At 59.8% G+C, this 19,673-nt stretch carries 20 protein-coding genes and 1 riboswitch; of the genes, 7 read left to right on the top strand and 13 right to left on the bottom strand.

Annotated features, from left to right (window positions below):
• Window positions 1-50: 50 nt before the first annotated feature.
• From KI612_RS01875 to KI612_RS01860, 4 genes are read right to left on the bottom strand one after another with little or no spacing between them, the layout of a single operon-like run.
• The gene (locus KI612_RS01875) at window positions 51-1,121 is read right to left on the bottom strand and encodes an alpha/beta hydrolase (RefSeq protein WP_226442141.1); all 1,071 of its coding nucleotides are present in this window, start codon (window positions 1,119-1,121) and stop codon (window positions 51-53) included.
• A gap of 38 nt (window positions 1,122-1,159) precedes the next feature.
• On the bottom strand, window positions 1,160-2,014 hold the full coding sequence (locus KI612_RS01870) for a (R)-mandelonitrile lyase (protein ID WP_226442140.1): 855 nt from the start codon (window positions 2,012-2,014) through the stop codon (window positions 1,160-1,162).
• A 44-nt stretch (window positions 2,015-2,058) separates the two neighbouring features.
• Window positions 2,059-3,525: an MFS transporter gene (locus KI612_RS01865; protein ID WP_226442139.1), complete on the bottom strand. Its 1,467-nt coding sequence runs from the start codon at window positions 3,523-3,525 to the stop codon at window positions 2,059-2,061.
• Window positions 3,525-4,520 (bottom strand): aldo/keto reductase, encoded by a 996-nt coding sequence (locus KI612_RS01860; RefSeq protein WP_226442138.1) that lies wholly within the window; start codon window positions 4,518-4,520, stop codon window positions 3,525-3,527. The genes KI612_RS01865 and KI612_RS01860 overlap by 1 nt, the downstream gene beginning before the upstream one ends.
• Window positions 4,521-4,664: 144 nt before the next feature.
• Between KI612_RS01860 and KI612_RS01855 the strand changes: the two genes are divergently transcribed.
• Entirely contained in the window at window positions 4,665-5,558 is an 894-nt protein-coding gene (locus KI612_RS01855; RefSeq protein WP_226442137.1) for a LysR family transcriptional regulator, read from the top strand.
• Window positions 5,559-5,735: 177 nt separating this feature from the next.
• Here KI612_RS01855 and KI612_RS01850 read toward each other — a convergent pair whose 3' ends face one another.
• The 4 genes from KI612_RS01850 to KI612_RS01835 form a co-directional block, all read right to left on the bottom strand.
• Window positions 5,736-8,516: a type I restriction enzyme HsdR N-terminal domain-containing protein gene (locus KI612_RS01850; RefSeq protein ID WP_226442136.1), complete on the bottom strand. Its 2,781-nt coding sequence runs from the start codon at window positions 8,514-8,516 to the stop codon at window positions 5,736-5,738.
• A gap of 585 nt (window positions 8,517-9,101) precedes the next feature.
• On the bottom strand, window positions 9,102-9,659 hold the full coding sequence (locus tag KI612_RS01845) for an HPP family protein (protein ID WP_226442135.1): 558 nt from the start codon (window positions 9,657-9,659) through the stop codon (window positions 9,102-9,104).
• A 1-nt stretch (window position 9,660) separates the two neighbouring features.
• The gene (locus KI612_RS01840) at window positions 9,661-9,864 is read right to left on the bottom strand and encodes a hypothetical protein (protein ID WP_226442134.1); all 204 of its coding nucleotides are present in this window, start codon (window positions 9,862-9,864) and stop codon (window positions 9,661-9,663) included.
• 3 nt (window positions 9,865-9,867) lie between these two features.
• Window positions 9,868-10,389, bottom strand: a complete 522-nt coding sequence (locus KI612_RS01835) for an RrF2 family transcriptional regulator (RefSeq protein ID WP_319002975.1) — start codon at window positions 10,387-10,389, stop codon at window positions 9,868-9,870.
• Between the two features lie 63 nt (window positions 10,390-10,452).
• Here KI612_RS01835 and ccoG point away from each other — a divergent pair, with 63 nt between their 5' ends.
• The 3 genes from ccoG to KI612_RS01820 all read left to right on the top strand — a co-directional run bounded on the left by ccoG (window position 10,453) and on the right by KI612_RS01820 (window position 13,266).
• Complete coding sequence (gene ccoG / locus KI612_RS01830; protein WP_226442133.1) at window positions 10,453-11,859, top strand: cytochrome c oxidase accessory protein CcoG; 1,407 nt, start codon at window positions 10,453-10,455, stop codon at window positions 11,857-11,859.
• A gap of 115 nt (window positions 11,860-11,974) precedes the next feature.
• Window positions 11,975-12,052: riboswitch (cyclic di-GMP riboswitch) on the top strand.
• A 96-nt stretch (window positions 12,053-12,148) separates the two neighbouring features.
• On the top strand, window positions 12,149-12,289 hold the full coding sequence (locus KI612_RS01825; RefSeq protein WP_226442132.1) for a hypothetical protein: 141 nt from the start codon (window positions 12,149-12,151) through the stop codon (window positions 12,287-12,289).
• An 86-nt stretch (window positions 12,290-12,375) separates the two neighbouring features.
• The gene (locus KI612_RS01820) at window positions 12,376-13,266 is read left to right on the top strand and encodes an alpha/beta fold hydrolase (RefSeq protein WP_226442131.1); all 891 of its coding nucleotides are present in this window, start codon (window positions 12,376-12,378) and stop codon (window positions 13,264-13,266) included.
• On the opposite strand, the gene recG is transcribed toward KI612_RS01820, so the two are convergent.
• Window positions 13,256-15,319 (bottom strand): ATP-dependent DNA helicase RecG, encoded by a 2,064-nt coding sequence (gene recG, locus KI612_RS01815; protein WP_226442130.1) that lies wholly within the window; start codon window positions 15,317-15,319, stop codon window positions 13,256-13,258. The two genes, KI612_RS01820 and recG, sit on opposite strands and share 11 nt — an antisense overlap.
• Window positions 15,319-15,699 carry a RidA family protein gene (locus KI612_RS01810; protein WP_226442129.1) on the bottom strand — a complete coding sequence of 127 codons (381 nt, stop codon included), beginning with the start codon at window positions 15,697-15,699 and terminating at the stop codon, window positions 15,319-15,321. Before KI612_RS01810 ends, recG begins: the two co-directional genes overlap by 1 nt.
• Before the next feature lie 52 nt (window positions 15,700-15,751).
• Between KI612_RS01810 and KI612_RS01805 the strand changes: the two genes are divergently transcribed.
• From KI612_RS01805 to KI612_RS01795, 3 genes are all read left to right on the top strand, one after another.
• Window positions 15,752-16,078 carry a tetratricopeptide repeat protein gene (locus tag KI612_RS01805; RefSeq protein ID WP_226442128.1) on the top strand — a complete coding sequence of 109 codons (327 nt, stop codon included), beginning with the start codon at window positions 15,752-15,754 and terminating at the stop codon, window positions 16,076-16,078.
• 107 nt (window positions 16,079-16,185) lie between these two features.
• Window positions 16,186-16,644 carry a DUF2846 domain-containing protein gene (locus tag KI612_RS01800; RefSeq protein WP_226442127.1) on the top strand — a complete coding sequence of 153 codons (459 nt, stop codon included), beginning with the start codon at window positions 16,186-16,188 and terminating at the stop codon, window positions 16,642-16,644.
• Window positions 16,645-16,749: 105 nt separating this feature from the next.
• On the top strand, window positions 16,750-17,094 hold the full coding sequence (locus KI612_RS01795) for a hypothetical protein (protein WP_226442126.1): 345 nt from the start codon (window positions 16,750-16,752) through the stop codon (window positions 17,092-17,094).
• A 9-nt stretch (window positions 17,095-17,103) separates the two neighbouring features.
• Here the strand turns inward: KI612_RS01795 and KI612_RS01790 are convergent, their stop codons facing one another.
• The 3 genes from KI612_RS01790 to KI612_RS01780 are packed head-to-tail and all read right to left on the bottom strand — an operon-like array spanning window position 17,104 to window position 19,635.
• Window positions 17,104-17,943 (bottom strand): SPOR domain-containing protein, encoded by an 840-nt coding sequence (locus KI612_RS01790; RefSeq protein WP_226442125.1) that lies wholly within the window; start codon window positions 17,941-17,943, stop codon window positions 17,104-17,106.
• Between the two features lie 8 nt (window positions 17,944-17,951).
• Window positions 17,952-18,470 (bottom strand): DUF2802 domain-containing protein, encoded by a 519-nt coding sequence (locus KI612_RS01785; protein ID WP_226442124.1) that lies wholly within the window; start codon window positions 18,468-18,470, stop codon window positions 17,952-17,954.
• Between the two features lie 4 nt (window positions 18,471-18,474).
• Complete coding sequence (locus KI612_RS01780) at window positions 18,475-19,635, bottom strand: OmpP1/FadL family transporter (protein WP_226442123.1); 1,161 nt, start codon at window positions 19,633-19,635, stop codon at window positions 18,475-18,477.
• Between the last annotated feature and the right edge of the window lie 38 nt (window positions 19,636-19,673).

Raw genomic sequence — 19,673 nt, 5'->3', positions numbered from 1 at the left:
AATGTCGATTTCATTGTGAAACCTCCTGAAAGCTTGAGTTGAATGTCGAATCAGTCGAGATGCTTTTCGGCAAGGAATTGCGACATCAGGTCGGCAATCTGGACATTGTTGAGATCGGAAAACGGAAAGTGCGTATTGCCCTTAATGCCGATCTCCGGCAGGTGGACGACCTTCGCATTTCCGCCGTGGCGATTGATCGTATCTGCCCACTGTTTAGCCATGGCGAGGCGTACGCGCCAGCCATCCTGACCGGGATTAGCGACGGGTTCCTTGAGGATGAAATCGCCGTAGTAGATAACAATCGGGATGCGAGTCAGCTTCATGAACTCGGGCAGCGGGATACTGGTGCCCTCCAGCGAGCCTGCGGCACTGGGCATCGCTGCCGGCACTTCGCCTTCCGGGAAAACAAAGCCGCTCCCCGGTTCGTAGGAAACGATGGCTCGGATACGCGGATTCTTCATTGCGGCCAGCCAACCCATACCGCCACTGTGCGAATGGGTCACCAGAATGCCGGCGCCAATCTTGTCGAACAAGGCCGATACGGCATTACTGGTCAGGTTGGTGTCGATGGGACCGGTGTCCGGCGTCATGGCCCGGAAATACTGATCCAGAGCCTCCGGCGAGCGGGAGAACTGGACGCCAGGGAAGTAGTTCGGCCAGATACCGACCCGGAAGGTGTCAAACCAGCGCTGATCATCCGGCGTCGCGCTGATTGTCCCGGCCACACTGCTTCGCCCCGCAGAACCGCGACGAGGCTGATCCAGTACATAGGTCGCGAAGCCGCGGCGCAGAAAGATGTTCTGGTAGCCCTCACGGCCATCCGGCGTCGATTCCCATGTTTTGGTGGATTGGCCAAAGCCATGCCACATCACCAAGGGCAATTTGCGAGCCTTGACCGGCACCTGATAGAACACGCGGGCATGGTCACCATGAAGTGTCTGACCGCCGGAAGTCAGATTGAGCGGGTCGTAGCTGCCGGGGCTCTGGATGACCGTTCCACCCACGGAGAAACTGCCTTGCTCCTGGATCACCAGCGGTGCAACGTGCTTCTGCGGGGCCGCCACGGAGAGTCCGGCCGCAAACAGCATGCAGCCTGCCAATGCGAGCACGGTCTTGCGCAAGTTTGAAGTCATGATTGAAACTCCTTCAGTTGAATGGTTCACTTGGCTGGCAGCACTTCTTTGGCAGCCGAAACCGCCGAGACAGCACTAGGCCAACCTGAATAAAAAGCCAGATGGGTGATTGCTTCGGCGAGCTCTTCTCGCGTCAGGCCATTCTGAATTGCCAGCGCGAGATGCGAGCGGAGCTGGTCAGGACGATTCATTGCAATCAGCGCACTGACCGTCGCCAGGCTTCTGTCCCGTTTCGACAGCCCGGGACGTTCCCAGATGTCGGCATACAGCACGTTGTCGGTCAATTCGGCCAGCTTCGGTGCAAAATCGCCCATCAACTGCTGGGCCCGGGACGGCTGCGCGGCGGGTGCAGCGCTCTCCTTGGCCGAGGGCGTATTGCGGTACTGGGTATCACCGACCTTCTCCAGCCAGGCCACCGATTTTCCATCGACTTGCTCCTGGATGGCCAGGTGGGTCATCGCCGCTGTCGCCGATGCCCCATGCCAATGCTTCTGGCCAGGCGGGATCGATACCACATCGCCACGCTCGATGCGCTGAATGGGGCTATCCCAGAACTGGATCAGTCCGCTACCTTCAGTGACAACCAGCGTCTGCCCCAACGGATGGGTATGCCAATCGGTGCGTGCGCCAGGCGTAAAGGTGACATAGGCAGCCGAGGCCCTGGCCGGTGCAGTCGGCGAAAAGAGCGGTGCGACGCGGGCTTTGCCGGTGAAATGCTCGGGTGGCGCGTCGTATGGCGTTCGTGACGCGCTCCGCGAAATGCTTGCCGCGACAGCATGCTCATGCTTTTTGACAGAAGCCTCCCTATCGCTGCTACTTGTTTCAGCGAATGCCGACGAGACAAGCGGTATCAATAGCAGGAGGAGAAACGATGTTTTCATGATGGATACCTTTCCTGGTTCATTGGTGCGGAGCATGGATGGCATTAAATGAGGTCCGGTTCAGGATTGAGGCCGACTGAATCGAGGTGAGATCTTTCGACCGGCTGGCGTTGAGCGGGAAGAATCAAGGCCAACACCGCCAGCAAGGACAGGCCAAGCATGACTGCGCTGGCATCCATGACTGAGGCAATGCGATGTGCCAGGATTTCCGTGCCTTTCGCCGACACGGAAGATGCTGCGGAATAAACTACGACTAGCACACCAAGACCCAACGAACCACCTAATTGATGAGCTACGTTGACCAAGCCGGAGGCCGCGCCAGCATCTTCGGCTGCAACACCGGTCACGGCTGAGATGGTGAGCGGACCCAGTGCGGCCCCTTGGCCGATCCCGAGCAGAATCATCGGGAGTGCGACGCCCGTCAGATAGGTCGTATGGGCTGTGGCTTGACCGAGCCAGACCAAGCCGGCCACACAAAAGACCAGGCCCCCCACCAAAAGACTGGCAGTGCCAAACTTGCGGACGAACTTCGGAACGCTCATGGCAACGACCAGCTGAGGCAGCGTCGTCGGCAAAAATGCGACCCCGGCCTCCAGTGGGCTGTAGCCCAAGACGCCCTGGAGAAACTGGGTAGCAAAAAACCAGAAACCCACCATACCGCCCAAGAAAAGCATGCGGGCTACATATGCTCCACAGCGCGACTTACTGGCAAACAGCCTCAGGGGCAGAACGGGGTGCTTGGCATGCCGCTCAATGACGACGAACATGAGCATCAAGGCAACTCCGGCGCTGATAGCCCAAGCCGTCAAGGGATGGGCCCAGCCTTCCTCCGCTGCATGAACGATGCCAAAAACCAGCGAACTCATGCCCAAGGTCGAACTTACGGCACCGGCAATGTCGAAATGGCCGACATGCTTCGGCGTCTCCGCAATAAACCGGCGCGCCGCCAGCATCAACGCGATGCCGATGGGCAGGTTGATGAAAAAACCGGCGCGCCAGGACAACAGATCTGCAAAAAAGCCGCCCAGAACCAGGCCCAGTGTCGCTCCTATACCGGCGGCCGCCGCGTAATACGAAAGCGCCCGAGTACGCTCCGGTCCTTCGGGAAAGTACATGGCGAGAAGTGCCAGCGTTGAAGGTGCAAGAATGGCCGCCCCGGCGCCTTGAATGGCGCGAAATGCCAGCAGCCAGGCAGGGGATGGGGCTACCCCGATCACCAGGGAGGCACTGGTGAATAGTCCAAGCCCCCAGATGAACATTCGGCGGCGGCCCAGCAGGTCGCCAGCGCGAGCACCAAGCAGCAGCAGACCACCGAATGCCAAGGTATAGGCGTTCTGCACCCAGGACAGGGTTACGGGCGAGAAACCGAGCGCATCCTTGATTTTTGGAAGCCCGGTGATGACGATCGAGATGTCGATGACAATCATCAGGTAGCTCACCATGATGATGGTGAGCACCACACCCTGCCGTTGCTTGATCTCTGCTGGTGAAAGATGATCCATGGCAGCCATTACAGCCCGGTCATGTTCAGCGCGTACTCAGGCAAGCGCGCACCTTCCAAGTGCAGCTTCGAGGCGGCTGAGTCGATCTGTTGTAAATCATCGGTAGTCAGTTCAACTGTGATGACCCCCAGGTTTTCTTCCAGGCGATGCAGTTTCGTGGTGCCAGGAATCGGAACGATCCAGGGCTTTTGTGCCAGCAGCCAGGCAAGTGCGATCTGGGCAGGTGTCACGCCCTTGGCTTCGGCGACATCCCGAACCAGACTGACCAGTGCGACATTGGCTTTCAGGGCCTCCGGAGAGAAGCGCGGGACTTGCGAGCGGAAGTCGGAACTGTCGAAGCGGGTGTTCTCGTCCATCTTGCCGGTCAGGAAGCCAGCGCCGAGTGGGCTGAACGGGACAAAGCCGATGCCCAGTTCTTCCAGCGTCGGCAGCAACTCACTTTCCGGACCTCGCCACCACAAGGAATACTCGCTTTGTACGGCGGTCACCGGCTGAACGGCATGGGCGCGCCGCAGCGTTTGAATACCCGGCTCGGAGAGGCCGAAATGCTTGACCTTGCCTTCGGCAATCAACTCCTTCACGGCACCAGCGACGTCCTCGATAGGAACACTGGGATCAACACGATGCTGGTAAAAAAGATCAATCGCCTCGACCTTGAGGCGCTTCAGTGATGCTTCGGCGACGGCCTTGATGTGCGCCGGGCGACTGTCAAGGCCTCCGGTACGCTGCGCTGTCGCCGGATCGAGATCAAAACCGAATTTGGTGGCGATGACCACCTGCCCCTTGAACGGTGCCAGTGCCTCGCCCAGCAACGCCTCGTTGACGAACGGGCCATAAACTTCGGCAGAGTCGAAGAAGGTGACACCCAAATCGACTGCCTTGCGGATCAGCGCGATCATTTCCGCTTTATCGCCGGCCGGACCGTAGGCTGAACTCATGGACATGCAACCGAGGCCCAGTGCTGATACCTCAAGGCCACCGTTTCCCAGAATGCGCTTTTTCATGACGAATCTCCTATATCCATTCAGGCGCACACCGCTGTCTCGAATGAGGGCGCGTTCCGTGTGCTGATGTTCGTCAATGTAAGTTCTGCAGATTGATTTGTTAATACGCTAAAATCAGCATGGGTTTATGCATGAAACTGATAAATGGCTGCCGGCGATTTTAGTGATCTTGTTGCGTTCATTGCAGTAGCACGGGAAAGGAACTTCACCCGTGCAGCGGCTCAGTTAGGAATTTCGCAATCCGCGCTGAGTCACACCATTCGTAGCCTGGAAACGCGGCTTGGCGTCCGTCTGCTGGCCCGTACCACGCGGAGCGTATCGCCGACCGAAGAAGGCGTCCGATTGCTGGAGGCCGTCGCACCACGATTAGAAGAAATCAATAACGAACTATCTGCGTTAAGCGAGTTGAGAAACAAGCCCAGCGGCCTGATCCGCATCACAACAGCCGAGCACGCCGCCAATACGGTGCTTTGGCCTCGACTGCAGGAATTTTTGCGGGACTACCCCGAAATCAGGGTCGAGATAAACGTCAATTACGGAATGACTGATATCGTTGCGCAGCGTTTTCACGCCGGCGTACGCCTGGGGGATCAAGTCGAGAAAGACATGGTGGCAGTGCGAATCAGCTCTGACCTGCGGGTTGCCGTTGTCGGCTCACCGGACTATTTCGCGCACCATCCACGGCCACAATCCCCGCAAGACCTATCCAGCCACAACTGTATCAACCTCCGACTACCGACCCACGATAGCTACATGGTTTGGGAGTTCGAGAAAAAGGGGAATTCCGTGAAGGCTCACGTCGAGGGGCAGTGGACGTTCAACATGGGGTCTCACATTCTTCGAGCTGCGGTGGCTGGTTGCGGCCTGGCATACCTGCCAGCAGACATGGCGAAAGAGGAAATCGCCAGCGGGAAGCTCATTTCCGTGCTGGACGATTGGTGCCAGCCTTACCCTGGATATCACCTTTACTACCCGACAAGCCGGCAATCTTCTCCGGCGTTTCAACTATTGGTGGACTGTTTGAGATACCGGAATTGAATAGTCTCGATGTCCGGTACCAGGCACATTTCTGTCGTCTACGGCTAACCCGGTGAACGTTTGAAAAGGCCGAGATCCGGTCTCATGCCAGCAGCAACAGGCAGCACATCGGCCTTTGCAGACATTGCTCCTCTGGTCAGACTCAGGCAGCAATGTGCCGGTTAGAGGCCAGACATGTCAGGACGGTCGGCCGAATTCACGGAACAGGCTATCGATATCCTTTGCGATCCAGTCCGAAATCTCGGTAAGCACGACGGACTCGCCTGCGGAAGCCTTGTACGCGTTTGACTGTACAAACTGAACAGCAAAATTCCCTGCACCGATCAGCAGGTGCCTGCCCGCATAGCGCCCAAGTTCGACTAGCCCATGGATTAGTTCATCATCATTTGACCAATTGTATTCAATCTCCTCCACAAGCTCGACATCGCACTCAACTTCGCCCCAGTTTTGTACGGGACGCCAGGTCGCATCTGTACGAAATGACCGCCCGTCGGCTCCCCGTGCAACGACTACGCGCCAACGCATCGGCAACGCTCGGTACATACCAAGATTCTGTAAATGTCCAGCAAGGCTCGCCTCGCAGACCTCTCGGTATCCAAACACGATGCGCTTATACTTTTCCTTGAAATACGCAACGACTGCCGAATCATCGCGAGGCACCATGGACATTGGGTCCAAGTAGTCCCACCACCATGCGGATACGGACGACTGGCCCAGCGACCTCAGGAACTGCACATCTGTCAGCACCTCATCGATGAGGAATTGCCTGCCAAAGGGCGACCCGACGACCTCGCCGCGATGTGGGGCTAGCCACCGAAAAATGTCATCAAATCGATACCCGCAAAGAGGAATTCCGCGTTCCTCCAATTCAAGGCACTGTAGCCTGGATAGCAGCCGCTCTTCCACGTAGATTGACCCACCCTGCAATCGCCGATGCTGGGCAAGTTCAAGCAGCGACTTCAAAGTGTGCTCAGCGCCCAAAAGCATTCCACGGTCACGACTCTCGTGAATGTCAATGTTTGACCCGTGAAGAATCCTGAAGCTGCGCTCTGCGCTACGCGCTTGATATTCATAGCCCGATTCGATCGGCTGGACTTGCCATGATAGAGCGCTCACATGCCCTTCTAAGGCGCCAATAAGACGGAATCCCTCTTTGCCTTGCGAACCGGAAAGCAAGCCAATCACAGAGCTTCGTAACGCTGGAAAACGGTCGAGGAAACAGTCCAACGACCATGCGAACTCCTGAACAACCTCCTCGCTCGCCTCGTCAAGATTCGTCGTTTTACTGTCAGGTCCCATCGCTGCGTTGAATCGAACGCATTGGAGAATTACATCAAGGTTACAGTGCCGCAGAGCCTGCCAAATAAGTCTGGCAACTTCTTTATCGGGAGCAAGCGCAGCAAGAAGGATGGGGAAAAAACCATCGGACGTTTCGTTGAGTTTCTCAAGTTCCACCTCCAAGAGAGTCCGACTACTCAATGCCCGCCGAACCCGGAGGTAGTCCGCGAGAGCCTCGTGAATCAGCTCCACCGCACATTGATTGCCGGCAATCGCTCCAAGGGAAACCAACTCGTCGAAGGCGCTTGCAGCAATCCCCGCAGCCTCAATAGCGTGAATCGCGTCCTCGCTGCGAATCGGTCCGGCTCGCGTCATCCATGCGACCTCGTCCATTGCTCGTGTAAACATAGTTACTTGACTACTCGGTCGACTTCCTCCTTTGCTAAGCAGCAGTGTTAGCCAGTCGGAAAAAAGCTCTTCGGCACGAAGCGGAATGCGTCCACTTTCGGCGTAGCCCTTTGCAAAGCGCACAAGCAGCAGCGGCACACCTGTGAGCCGCCGAAACGACGATGGCATTAGGCCGAAGAAGCTGCTGCACAAGCCTTCGTTATTGAAGGTCAGCATTGCAACCTGACGCTGCTCTTCTTCATTGAGTTCGCAGAGAGTAAGAACAGGTAAAACAGAATCCGCGAGTCGCTGGCGCCGACCCAAAACGACGCCCCCCAAACGCGGAAAGTCTTGCTGAAGCAGGCGAAGCTCAGTGGAGAGCGCCTCTACGCTCTCTTCGGAAAGGCGCTCCATTCCGTCCAGGACGAGCCACCCACCGTTAGCTCGGAACGCTTCCAGCAGGACGCTCTCCACGACGGCAGGGCAATGGGAACGAATGCGGTCCACAAGGAAGCCACGGAAGTAAATTCCAGGACGAAATGCATCTGGGAGCCAAACATGTATTGGAATTTTTCTGGTTTGTGCATGCTCCAGCACCAGCTTGTTCATGAGCGATGCTGCAAGTGTTGACTTACCAAACCCCGACGGACCTTCGACAATACAGCCGCGAGCGTACTGGCTGAGCAGTTCGCCTGACATGACTATGGTCGACTGGCCAAACTTGAGCCTGCGTTCAATTCCATGGTCTTTGAACGCTTCAAGCTGTTGCTTTAAGTAGTCGGAGAGGTCGGGGCCTTTGTCTACGAGAGAAGGATGCTGAATCTGGCGCTTGTACTCAATCGCAGCTTCTTTCCGAAGCACAACCTCCAGCTTGGATTGGAGTGAGAGGACATCCAATACCTGGCCGACAACCACACACTTGCTCGTACCGGCGGGCTGCATCTGCCAAACCTCAATGGTTTCGCCATTCGTGCAAAGGAGGAGCGGCGCACCAAGGTTGGCTGCGTAGGATTCCGCTTGTTGCCGAGCATCGGCTAGGGACTCACCGGCCTTCTTTGCCTCCACGACTAGCAGGGCGTTATCCTTCGACCTACCCCCGCCATTGAAGATGGCAAAATCTGCCTCGTGTGGGCGACCTCTTCGTCCTTGCTGGAATATGACCGAGTGCTTGGGCGCAATGTCCTCCTTTACATAGCCAAGCAACTCCAAGAGTGGCAGCACAAGCTGCAACTCGACAGTTGCTTCATCTGCCGCCGCGGCACCTGCCAATTTCCCCCAAGCATTGATAATCATCGGAATCTCCCTTGCGCGCCATTCTCACGGAATGGCTGTCTAACCTTATTTCTAGGAAGAGTATCACCGGCTGCTTTGACGTCATAAAATCGGTATGACAAATCGGGTCCGGCCGTAACCCATACGGCGAAGCAGTCATAGTGACCAACTTGGCAGGATACGACCGCTGAACGCTAGGTTGCTGCCTTTGACAGTGATCTACCACAACGTCAGCTAAGGCCGATCAGCGGAAGCTGGTTAATCAGCCATGCATCCGACGAAGTCCGCAATGTTTCAGGCGATTACAGGGTGACTAAACAAACCGAGGCTCAAGTTGAATTGCGGAGAACCGGAAAAATCTCAACTTAACGTGCAAAAGCGTGATGACCTAGGTTTGCGAGACTCAACAGCGAACACCGGAATACAAGGGGCCTCTATCTCAACTTAAGCTGCGGACGAGAGCGCCTGCGTATCCGCCATTTGAATTGCCAATTCCTCAATTCAAACAACGAAACCAAGCGATTGGTTCACAAACGTTTTTTGGGTTCTGACCGCCTCACCAGCAGCATATCCGATGAACAGGCGCCGCGGCGGGAGCGAGCCCGGCTAGAACCAGATTTCGGGATAACGCCGGGAAGTCGGCAGATTATTGATCAGCAGGGCTACCGCAAGCAGGATCAGCGGTCCGAGCGTGCCTGGCACCAGCACGTACCAGTAGCCAAGACGGTGAATTTCCGGCGAGCCGACCACGGCGATCAGCGCCGTCGCTCCACCCGGCGGATGCAGGGTGCGGGTCGCATGCATCAAGGCCAGGGCACTTGCCACCGCCACGGCGGGCGCCAGCAATGGCAACGGGTGCAGCAATTGCCAGCAGATGACGCCGACCAGCGCCGAGAGCAGATGCCCGCCAAGCAGGTTGCGCGGTTGCGCGAGCGGACTGCGCACCGCCCCGTAGACCAGCACCGCCGAGGCGCCGAAGGAGCCGATCATCAGGATCAGGTCGTAGCCGGTGAACAGCAGTTGCGCCAGCCAGGCGAGCAAGCCGATGCCAAGCAGGGCACCAAGCCAGGACCAGAAGATTTCCTCGTTACTGACGCGTGGCGGGCTACCCCGCGTCGTGCCGCGCATCTTGCGCCAGTAGGCGCGCCAGCTTTTTTCCAGCACCTCAGGCCTCCGGCGGATCGGACGGAAGCGCCGTCAGGCGTGCCACGGCATGCCGCCAGGCGAGATGGTAGACCGTGCGAAAATCCTCGGTGCTGATGTCGATATAGCCCGAGACGTGCGCCAGGGCGTCGAGAATGTCCTCGTCGGAAAGCTCGAGTTCGAGGGCGTTATCCACTGCACGGCGGGTTGGCGCTGACTCGCTCATGGCTCAGGCGTCAGCCACCTGCACGGCAGCCGGCGTCCGGGCAGCCGGCACCAGGCCGCGCGGATCGTGCAACAAGTCAGCCAGCGTATAGCTGTCGAGAACCAGGAACATGGCACTGAGCGCCTCGTTGAAAATACGCTTCAGGCCGCAGGCGGCCTGGATGCGGCAAGCAGCGTCGCTGCCCAGGCATTCGGCCAGGGTGAAATCAGTCTCGGTCTGGCGCAGAACCTCACCCACCACGATCTCGCCGGGTGAGCGAGCCAGGCGCATGCCACCGCCCTTGCCGCGCACGGTTTCGAGATAACCGTAACGGCCGAGCTGGTGCACGACTTTCATCAGGTGATTTTCGGAAATGTCGTGGCCGGCGGCAATCTCGCTGATCGTCGCCAAGCGGTCGGCATCGGCGGCGAGATACATCAGGACACGCAGGCTGTAGTCGGAAAAGTTGCTCAGGCGCATGACGAACAATAAGGTGCATGTGAAATATTGCTTATAGCAGCCGAGCTTGCTAAGATCAAGATTCATTTTATTTACACCTTATCAGGCCCGCCCGGGCCTGAGTCGCGCCTCGTCGCGCCGGAAGGCTGCATGTCCACTCGTTCCACCCCACGCAAGGTGATCGCCATCAAACCGGTCGGCGGCGCCGAAGGCAAGGTTTATCCACGCTCGGTGAGCGGCCCCTATACCAGTTGGCGCTGGATTTTCGTCTGGCTGACCCAGGCCGTTTTCTACGGCCTGTGCTGGCTGCCCTGGCATGGCCGCCAGGCGGTGCTGTTCGATATCGACACGCGCAAGTTCTATTTCTTCGACCTGGTGCTCTGGCCGCAGGACACGATCTATCTCGTCCTGCTGATGATTCTCGGCGCCTTCGCGCTCTTCCTGTTCACCGCCGTGGCCGGGCGCCTGTGGTGCGGCTATAGCTGTCCGCAAACGGTCTATACCTCGATCTTCCTCTGGTTCGAGAAAGTCATCGAAGGCGAGCGGCCGCAGCGTATCAAGCTCGACGCCGCCCCCTGGACGCGTCGCAAACTGGCGCTGAAGACGGCCAAGCATGCCGTCTGGCTGATTTTTTCGCTGTGGACCGGCATTACCTTCGTCGGCTATTTCATGCCGATCCGCGAATTGATTGCCGATCTGCTCGCCTTCGCCCCTGGCCCCTGGGCCGCCTTCTGGGTGGTGTTCTACGCCTTCGCGACCTACGGCAACGCCGGCTTCCTGCGCGACCAGATGTGCCGCCAGATATGCCCCTACGCCCGTTTCCAGTTCGTGATGTTCGACCCGGACACGCTGATCATCGCCTACGACACGGCACGCGGCGAATCGCGCGGCGCCCGCGCCAAGGGCAGCGACCAGCAGGCTCTCGGCCTTGGCGACTGCATCGATTGCGGCATCTGCGTCCAGGTCTGTCCGACCGGCATCGATATCCGCAACGGCCTGCAGAACGAGTGCATCGGCTGCGCCGCCTGCATCGACGCCTGCGACCAGGTCATGGACAAGATGAATTACCCGCGCGGCCTGATCCGCTATTCGACCGAGAACGCGGTCAGCATGCGCTACACACCGACCGAGATCCTGCGCCGCGCCGTCCGGCCGCGCGTCATTTTCTACACCGCCATCCTGGTCCTGCTCACCGCCGCGACGGCCTGGTCGCTGGCGTCACGCATCCCGCTCAAGGTCAATGTGCTGAAAGACCGCAATGTGCTGTCACGCGAGGCCGACGACGGCTCCATCGAAAATGCCTATCGCCTGCAGATCATGAATACCGGCGACCAGACACGCAGTTTCCGGATCAGCGTCACCGGCCTCGACGGCGTCCGTCTGACGAGCAGCGAGCGACTGACTGTCGCCGGCGGCGAAATCGGCATCCAGACGGCGATTGTCAGCGCTGCTCCCGGCGCCAGCCAGGCCGGAGCAACTGCGATCAGCTTCACGATTACCGACGAGAACGAGCCGCAGGTCAGCGTTGTTGAACATTCCAAATTCTGGATGCCGTAGCGGTCGACCGGCAAAATTGCCAAAAAATGAAATCAACCAGGCAATACGAAAATTTATTTGATAAATTCAAACAAAATTCGTTGACTGTTCGAATTTATCAAATTAGCATTAAAACCGTGATCGATGGCAAACCTGCGGTGACGCAGGGACGCAAAGCTTCCGATCTGGCTTGCCAGACAGCGGGGTTGCAAAATCAGCCAGAGGTCTCGGCCATCCGCCGAGAATGCGCCTTCACCGAAGGTGCGCCTCGCAGGTGGTCTTTCCGGGTCAGACAGAAAAAGGAAAGATCATGAAATTTCTCCCAGAACTCATCGTCCGAGTCGCCACCATCGTGCTCGTCCTCGAGTTCGCGCCAGCTTACGACAACGTAGTCAGCGGCCTGTTCAGCCAAGTGACAGAGGGCCTGAGCATCGTCGAGCGAACCATCTGAGGCATCGGCGACTGCTAGAATCGGCAACTGAAAAACGGCCGCCGCCAGCGGTCGACCGTCCGAAAAGCCCGAAAACCGACCCGCCCATGCGTATCTCCCGTTCCGAATACCTTGACCTGCCCGACGTCCGTCTGCATATCCGCCGCTGGGGCAACCCGCAGGCGCCCATGCTTTTCCTGCTGCACGGCTGGATGGACGTCTCCGCCTCCTTCCAGTTCGTCGTCGACGAACTGGCGCGCGACTGGAACATCGTCGCCCCGGACTGGCGCGGCTTTGGCAATTCGCAATGGCTGAACCGGCCGTATTTCTTCGCCGAACATATCGGCGATCTCGAGGCCATCCTCGACCGTTATGCGCCGGAGGGCCAGGTGCGCCTGGCCGGGCACAGCATGGGCGGCATCCTCGCCTGCCTGTACGCCGGCATCCGGCCCGAGCGCGTCGAAAAGCTGATCACCCTCGAAGGTTTCGGCATCGCGCCGACCACGCCGGACATGGCGCCGGAACGCTACGGCCAGTGGCTGGGCGCACTGCGCCAGCCACCGCGCATGCACGCCTATGCCGACCGTGCCGCCTTTGCCCGCCGCCTGCTGGCCAGCGACCGCTTCCTGACGCCGGAGCGCGCCACCTACCTGGCGCGCCACCTTGCCCGCATCGGCAATGGCGAGACCAAGAGCGGCCAGCGCCGGCACGGAATCATCTGGAACGGCGACGCCTGGCACAAGGCACCCGCCCCCTACCTGTTCCGTCTCGAGGAGTCGATGGCGATCTGGAGGCAGATCACCTGCCCGGTGCTCTGGGTGGCCGGCCGCCAGTCCTGGGTGGTGCGCGATTTCGCCGCCCGGCCGGGCGACTGGGAAGCGCGCCAGGCCTGTTTCGCAAACGTCGAGGAAGCCTGGATCGACGAGGCCGACCACATGCTGCACCACGACCAGCCGGCCGAGGTGGCGCACCTGATCGAGACCTGGTTTACGACTTGAGCAGTTCCTCACGCGCCCCGAGCCAGCGCTTGAGATGGCGTTCGGCGAGATCGGGATGCCGGGTCAGCATTTCTTCGGCGACTTCACGCGCCATCTCGACCAGGTCGGCATCCATTTCGAGGTCAGCATAGCGCAGCAGCGGCACGCCGCTCTGGCGGGCACCGACGAACTCGCCGGGACCGCGGATCTGCAGGTCCTGGCGGGCGATCTCGAAGCCGTCGGTATTCTCGAAAATGATCTTCAGGCGCTGCCGCGCGATTTCGCCGAGCGGCCCTGCATAGATCAGCACGCAGCTTGATTCGTACTGGCCACGGCCAACCCGGCCGCGCAACTGGTGCAGCTGCGACAGGCCGAAGCGCTCGGCATGCTCGATGACCATCAGGCTGGCGTTGGGCACATCGACGCCGACCTCGATCACCGTCGTCGCCACCAGCACGTCGATCTCGCCGGCGGCGAACGCGCTCATCACGGCCTGTTTCTCGTCGGCCTTGAGACGGCCGTGCACGAGGCCGACGGTCAACCCCGGCAAATCGGCCGAAAGCGTTTCGTAGGTTTCCTGCGCCGTCTGCAACTGCAGGGCTTCCGACTCCTCGATCAGCGGGCAGACCCAGTAGGCCTGACGGCCCTCCTCGACCAGTTTCTGCACGAAACCGACCACGTCCTGGCGCCGGTTGTCGGCGACCAGGCGGGTCTTGATCGGCGTCCGGCCGGGCGGCAGTTCGTCGAGCACGGTGACGTCGAGATCGGCGTAATAGCTCATCGCCAGCGTGCGCGGGATCGGCGTCGCCGACATCATCAACTGGTGCGGGTTCGCCCCCTTCTTGCGTAGCGCCAGGCGCTGTGCAACGCCGAAACGGTGCTGCTCGTCGACGATGGCCAGACCCAGTTTGGCGAAATCGACGCCATCCTGGATCAGCGCATGTGTGCCGACCACCAGTTGCGCATCGGCAGCGGTTGCCGCCAGCTGTTCGCGCTTGGCCTTGGTCTTCAGGCTGCCCGACAGCCAGGCGACCTTGATGCCAAGCGGTTCCAGCCAGTCCTTGAGTTTAAGGTAGTGCTGCTCGGCGAGGATTTCGGTCGGCGCCATGAAGGCGGCCTGCCAGCCGGCCGAGATCGCCTGGCAGGCGGCGAGCGCGGCGACGATGGTCTTGCCGGCACCGACGTCGCCCTGCAGCAGACGCTGCATCGGGTAGGGCTGGGCGAGGTCGCCGGCAATCTCGGCCATCGCCCGCAACTGCGCGCCGGTCAGGCCGAAGGGCAGGCTGTCGACCAGGCGGGCACCGAGATCGTCGCGCGCCACCAGCACCGGCGCGCCCTGCTCGCGGCGGGCGAGGTAGGCGCGGCGCAAGGACATCTGTTGCGCCAGCACCTCGTCGAACTTGACCCGGCGCCAGGCCGGGTGATTGCGCGCATGCAGGGTGTCGAGATCGGTACCCGGCGGCGGCCGGTGCAAAAAGCGCAGGCTGCGCGCCAGGGCCGGCAGTTTCAGGCGCTGGCGAAGTTCGTCGGGCAGGGTGTCAGACAGATCACCAACCTGTAGCGCCTTGCCGATCAGCTTTTGCAGCGCCGAATTGGCGACGCCAGCGGTCGACGGGTAAACCGGGGTCATTTCGTCAGGCAACGGCTCGTCGTCGCGCACCTTGTGAAAGCGCGGGTGCACCATCTCGGCGCCGAAGAAGCCGCCGCGCACCTCGCCGAAAGCGCGCACTTTCGCCCCGACCGCAAGCGCCGCCTGCTGGTTCGGGTAGAAGCTGAAGAAACGCATGACCAGCTCGCCGCTATCGTCCACGGCATGCACGACCATCTGCCGGCGCGGCCGGTACTGCACCTCGCAGCTGCTGACCACCACTTCGACGAGTACCGCTTCGCCCCAGGGCGCATGCGCCACCGGCGTGATCCGCGTTTCGTCCTCGTAGCGCAGCGGCAGGTGCACCAGCAAATCGGCCTCGCTATGGAGGCCGATCTTGGCGAGCTTCTTGAGCAGCGCTTCCGACGCCCGGATCGCCGGCGAGCCGGGCGGCACGGCAGGGGCCGCAGCCCCGGCGTCCGGCATCAGCCGATGACCATCACCGCGTCGGCCTCGACCAGTGCGCCGCGCGGCAGTTCCTTGACGCCGACGGCGGCGCGCGCCGGGAACGGTTCCTTGAAATACTTGGTCATGGTTTCATTGACCTTGGCGAAATTGCCCAGGTCGGTCAGGAAGACGTTGAGCTTGACGACATCGCCCAGCGAGCCGCCGGCCGCTTCGGCCACCGCCTTGAGATTCTCGAAAACGCGAACGATTTGCGCGTCGATACCGTCTACCATCTGCATGGAAGCCGGATCGAGGCCGATCTGCCCCGACAGGTACACGGTGTCGCCGACACGCACGGCTTGCGAGTAGGTGCCGATGGCGGCCGGTGCGTTCGGGGTGGCGATGATGGTCTTGGCCATGTCTGCTTCCTGTCCTGAAAATTCGAAAACGCTATTTTAGACCTGACCTGCCATGAACCCACGCATCGAATCCCTGGAAAAAATGTTGGATGGCCCGCGCGACGGCGCCCTGCTCCGCTTCTCGCTGGGCAATGAATACCTCAAGACCGGCGATCCGGCCGCCGCCGGAAAATGCTTTCAGGCCGCAGTCGACCGCGACCCGAACTATTCCGCCGCGTGGAAAGCGCTCGGCAAGGCACTCAATGAAGCCGGCGATGCGGCCGGCGCAGTCGCCGCCTATGAGCAGGGAATTGCGGTTGCCGAGGCGCGCGGCGATATTCAGGCGGCCAAGGAAATGAGCGTGTTCGTTAAACGAATCCACTCATTGAAAAATTCATAGATGCTCTTGCTGCAAGGAAAAGCAAAGTTTTCCCGAGCCAGATCAAGTCAATTGGCATCAATTGCGCTACGCTCCGCCCTCGATCAATAAAACGCCGAGGGAGAAACATGAAATCTTTTCTGAAACTGGCCGCCATGATGGCCATTGTCGCTTCGCTGACTACAGGTTGCGCAAGCATCCAGCGCGGCGATCCCTTGCGTAGCGCTGAAATTAAGAAATTCAACCAGAAAGTCGATACCGCCCAAATCTACGTCTGCAGAAATGGAAGCATTTTTGGCATGGGTATGCGACCGCACATCGAAATCAACAACAACCCACTCGCCACTATTGCAACCAGCACTTACGCCTATACAGAACTGCCTGCGGGAAGTTATCGCATAGTAGCCAAAACTCCCGAGCACGAATCAGTGATGGAAATCAAGCTAGCCGGGGGAGAACAGAAATTTTTCCAAACATGGGTTGTTCCTGGCGTTTTGGCTGGCAGGGGAGTAATCGATGAAATCAAGGCTGAAGAAGGCAAAGAGTGCGTCAAAAATGCCGAGTTGGTAGAAGCAGTTATCAACTAGCTGCCTTACAGCTTTAATATCTCGTTACAAAAAGACCCGGCCATGAAGTAGGCCGGGCCGGTGGCAGCCGCGTTATGTACTTACAACAACACCGGACCTGCCGACATGCCCCTCTCCCGCACCATCGCCCGCCTGACCCTTGCCGTTGCACTGCTCGGCAGCCTGGGCGCCTGCACTGTCGCACCGGTGTACCCGGTGGGCTATCGGACGGCACCGGTTTATGTCGAAAGCTATCCGGCGTATCGCAGTGCTCCACCGAGCGTCTATTACCAGTACGAACAGGGGTACAGAGGCAATTATCGGCAGGACTATTACCGCGATGATCGCCGCTATGACGATCGCCGTTACGATAACCGCCGACCAAGCCACTCGCCACTCGAAGATGCCGCGCGCGTCCATCGCGATGTCCGGCGCAGCCTTGGCCTGCCGCGCCTGCCCGGCATGCCTTGATCAATAAAACTAGTGCTTGCCGGCCTTGGGCGGCACGAGCACCGTTTCAACACCCAGTTCCTTGAGTTTTGCCTGGGCCAGCTCCGCCTCCTGCCGGGTACGGAAGGGGCCAACCTGAACCCGGGTCTCGAGTGTCGAAGGTACACCGCTCAGGGTCAGCTTGGCGTGCAATTCCTCTGCTCGTTGCGGGCTGGCAAAAACGCCGGCCTGGAGCAGGAAACCGGAGAAAAGACGCGATGCGCCACTCGGCGCCTCGACCGGCGTCTGGCGCGTTTCAATAACCCGGACACTGGGCTTGGGATTGGGTGCGAGAGTCGTCGGAGCGGGCTCCGGCTGCACAGGAACCTGGCTCGGCGCCGCTGTCGATTCCGGGACCGGACGTGACGGCCTTTGCACCGACGGTACAGGCGTTGGCGCAGGCACACTGGCCGGCGGCTTCGCGGCCCCAGCGGTCGACGGCTGCGCCGGCCGGTTTTCCGGTACGGGCGCAGGCCTGGGAAGCTCCGGCTTGGGTGCTTCCGGCTTGGCAACCTCGACAACGGCAGGCTGGACGGCGACTTGCGGAGGCGGCGGTGTTTCTGCAATCACCGGCGCCGGCACTGGCGGCTCCGGCAATTCGTTGCTGGTCGTTACCGGCTGCGAAAGCGGCTTTTTCGGGGCGACCGGGACCGGGCTGGTAAACACCGGCTCGTCCGGTTCTTCCTGAGGCGTCGACAGATAATCGAAGAAAGCCAGCACACCTAGCAGCAGCGCCACCATGACGCCGGCGACAGCCAGACGCTGGATCAGCTTGTTGCGCAGCTCGCCGGCACTGTCTTCGTTTTCCGAATTTTCAGGCTTGTCCGTCATTGCCTACCTCACCGTTCCTGACTCTTGGCCAGCGCCACGACCAGCTCGGCCTCGGCGCGGGCGATACCGCAGCGGTCTGCGATCATCGCGGGTTCGTAACCGGCGGCCGCCATCTGCATCGCATCGCCGTAAATCGGCGAAACCGATTGCGTGGCACGCAGATGTGCCAGTTCGTTCAACATGTCTTCCCGCAGCGCAGCCAGTTCGCCACGAATCGAGTCGAGTTCTTCGCGCAATTGGGCAACTTCCTGTTCCAGCCCCTGCTGCAAGGCAGCATCGGCAAGACTGGGAGAGGCCGGCGGCCACGGTTCGGGGGCTGAAGCAGGAAGGGAAATTTCCGGCGCCTCGTCGGCGAAAGACTCAGCCGGCTTTGTCTCGACGCTCGCCTTCTCAAGCTTCTGCTCGGCAGTACCTCGCAGGTGGCGCATGCGCAACAGGACAAAAACCATGTACAGCGCAACCAGGGCGATCAGCACAATGACTGCTTCACGCATCCCCAGCATCACGCCGCCCATCTCCAGCGACAAGGAATCAGAACCCTACCGAATACTGGGCGCCGACAACATGACCGCTGGCATCGTAGCGACCAACCAGCAACCCCTGGTTGATACTCGGATCCTTCACGTGCAGATAGGAGTAGCCAACATCGACCTTGCCATGCGCACCGGCATTCCATTGCGCGCCGAGCGACAACCAGAGACGGCTGTTGTCGGGAACGCGGGCAGACCGATCGGCATCGCGGACCGGCGTCTTGTCGTAGGCAATACCGAACTTGAGCTTGGTCGTGTCGTTCAGCAAATAAGCCGCACCCCAGGCCAGGCGCCAGGCGTTCTTGTAGTTGAAGGTTTCGCTGGTGATCAGGGCACCAGTATCGCGGTTATAGACATCAAGCGACTTCAACGAATTCCAGCGCGTGTAGGAAACATCGCCCATCGCTTCCCAGCGGTCGGAAACCTGCTGCCAGACGGAAAGAATGAACGTGTCGGGAAGCTTGAGATCGGCACGCACCGGACCTGCGCCAGCAGCGTCACCTTCCAGTGTGTATTTGATCGCCGAACGGTAGGAAGCACCGACGCGCATGGCCGGTGACAGGGTGAACAAAGCACCGACATTCCACCCCAAAGCAGAATCGCTGCCTTTCAGTCGGGAAGCGGCCGTAGTCAACTCCGCATCGATCGTCTGGTAATTCAGGCCAAAACCGAGTGACACCTTGTCATTGACGCGATAGGCCACCGACGGGTTGTAATTGACGGTCTTGATTTCGGATTTCAGCGACTCGAAGCGACCAACCCAGTTGTTGTCCTTGTACTCGGTCGACAGCCCGAAAGGTGCCGAAATGCCGAAACCCAGCGTCCAGTCCGGCGCAACTTGCCAGGACAGATAGCCATTCGGCACAGCCGCCCAGCTGCCGGCATCGCCACCGTCATTACTGCCGCCCGCACCGCTACGGAACTTGTAGCTCGGCTTCACGCCATTGACCCCGGCGGAAAACTGGAAGCCCGACAACTGCGTCATGCCGGCCGGATTGAAGAAAATGGTACTGGCGTTGTCGGCCACCGCTGCCGAACCGGCATACGCCGTGCCCAGACCGCTGGCATTCTGCTCCCAGAGCTGAAAAGCCGAGGCCGAAGCGGCGCCGGAAAAGGCAATCAGCAACAGGGCCGGCACGGTACGCAACGTCATTTTCTTCATTACTTCACTCCCTCGAAGGCGGGCATATTGATTAACCG

The sequence above is a fragment of the Quatrionicoccus australiensis genome (genome assembly GCF_020510525.1).
In the GTDB taxonomy this organism is placed as follows: domain Bacteria; phylum Pseudomonadota; class Gammaproteobacteria; order Burkholderiales; family Rhodocyclaceae; genus Azonexus; species Azonexus australiensis_B.
This window is presented reverse-complemented; position numbering and strand designations above follow the sequence as displayed.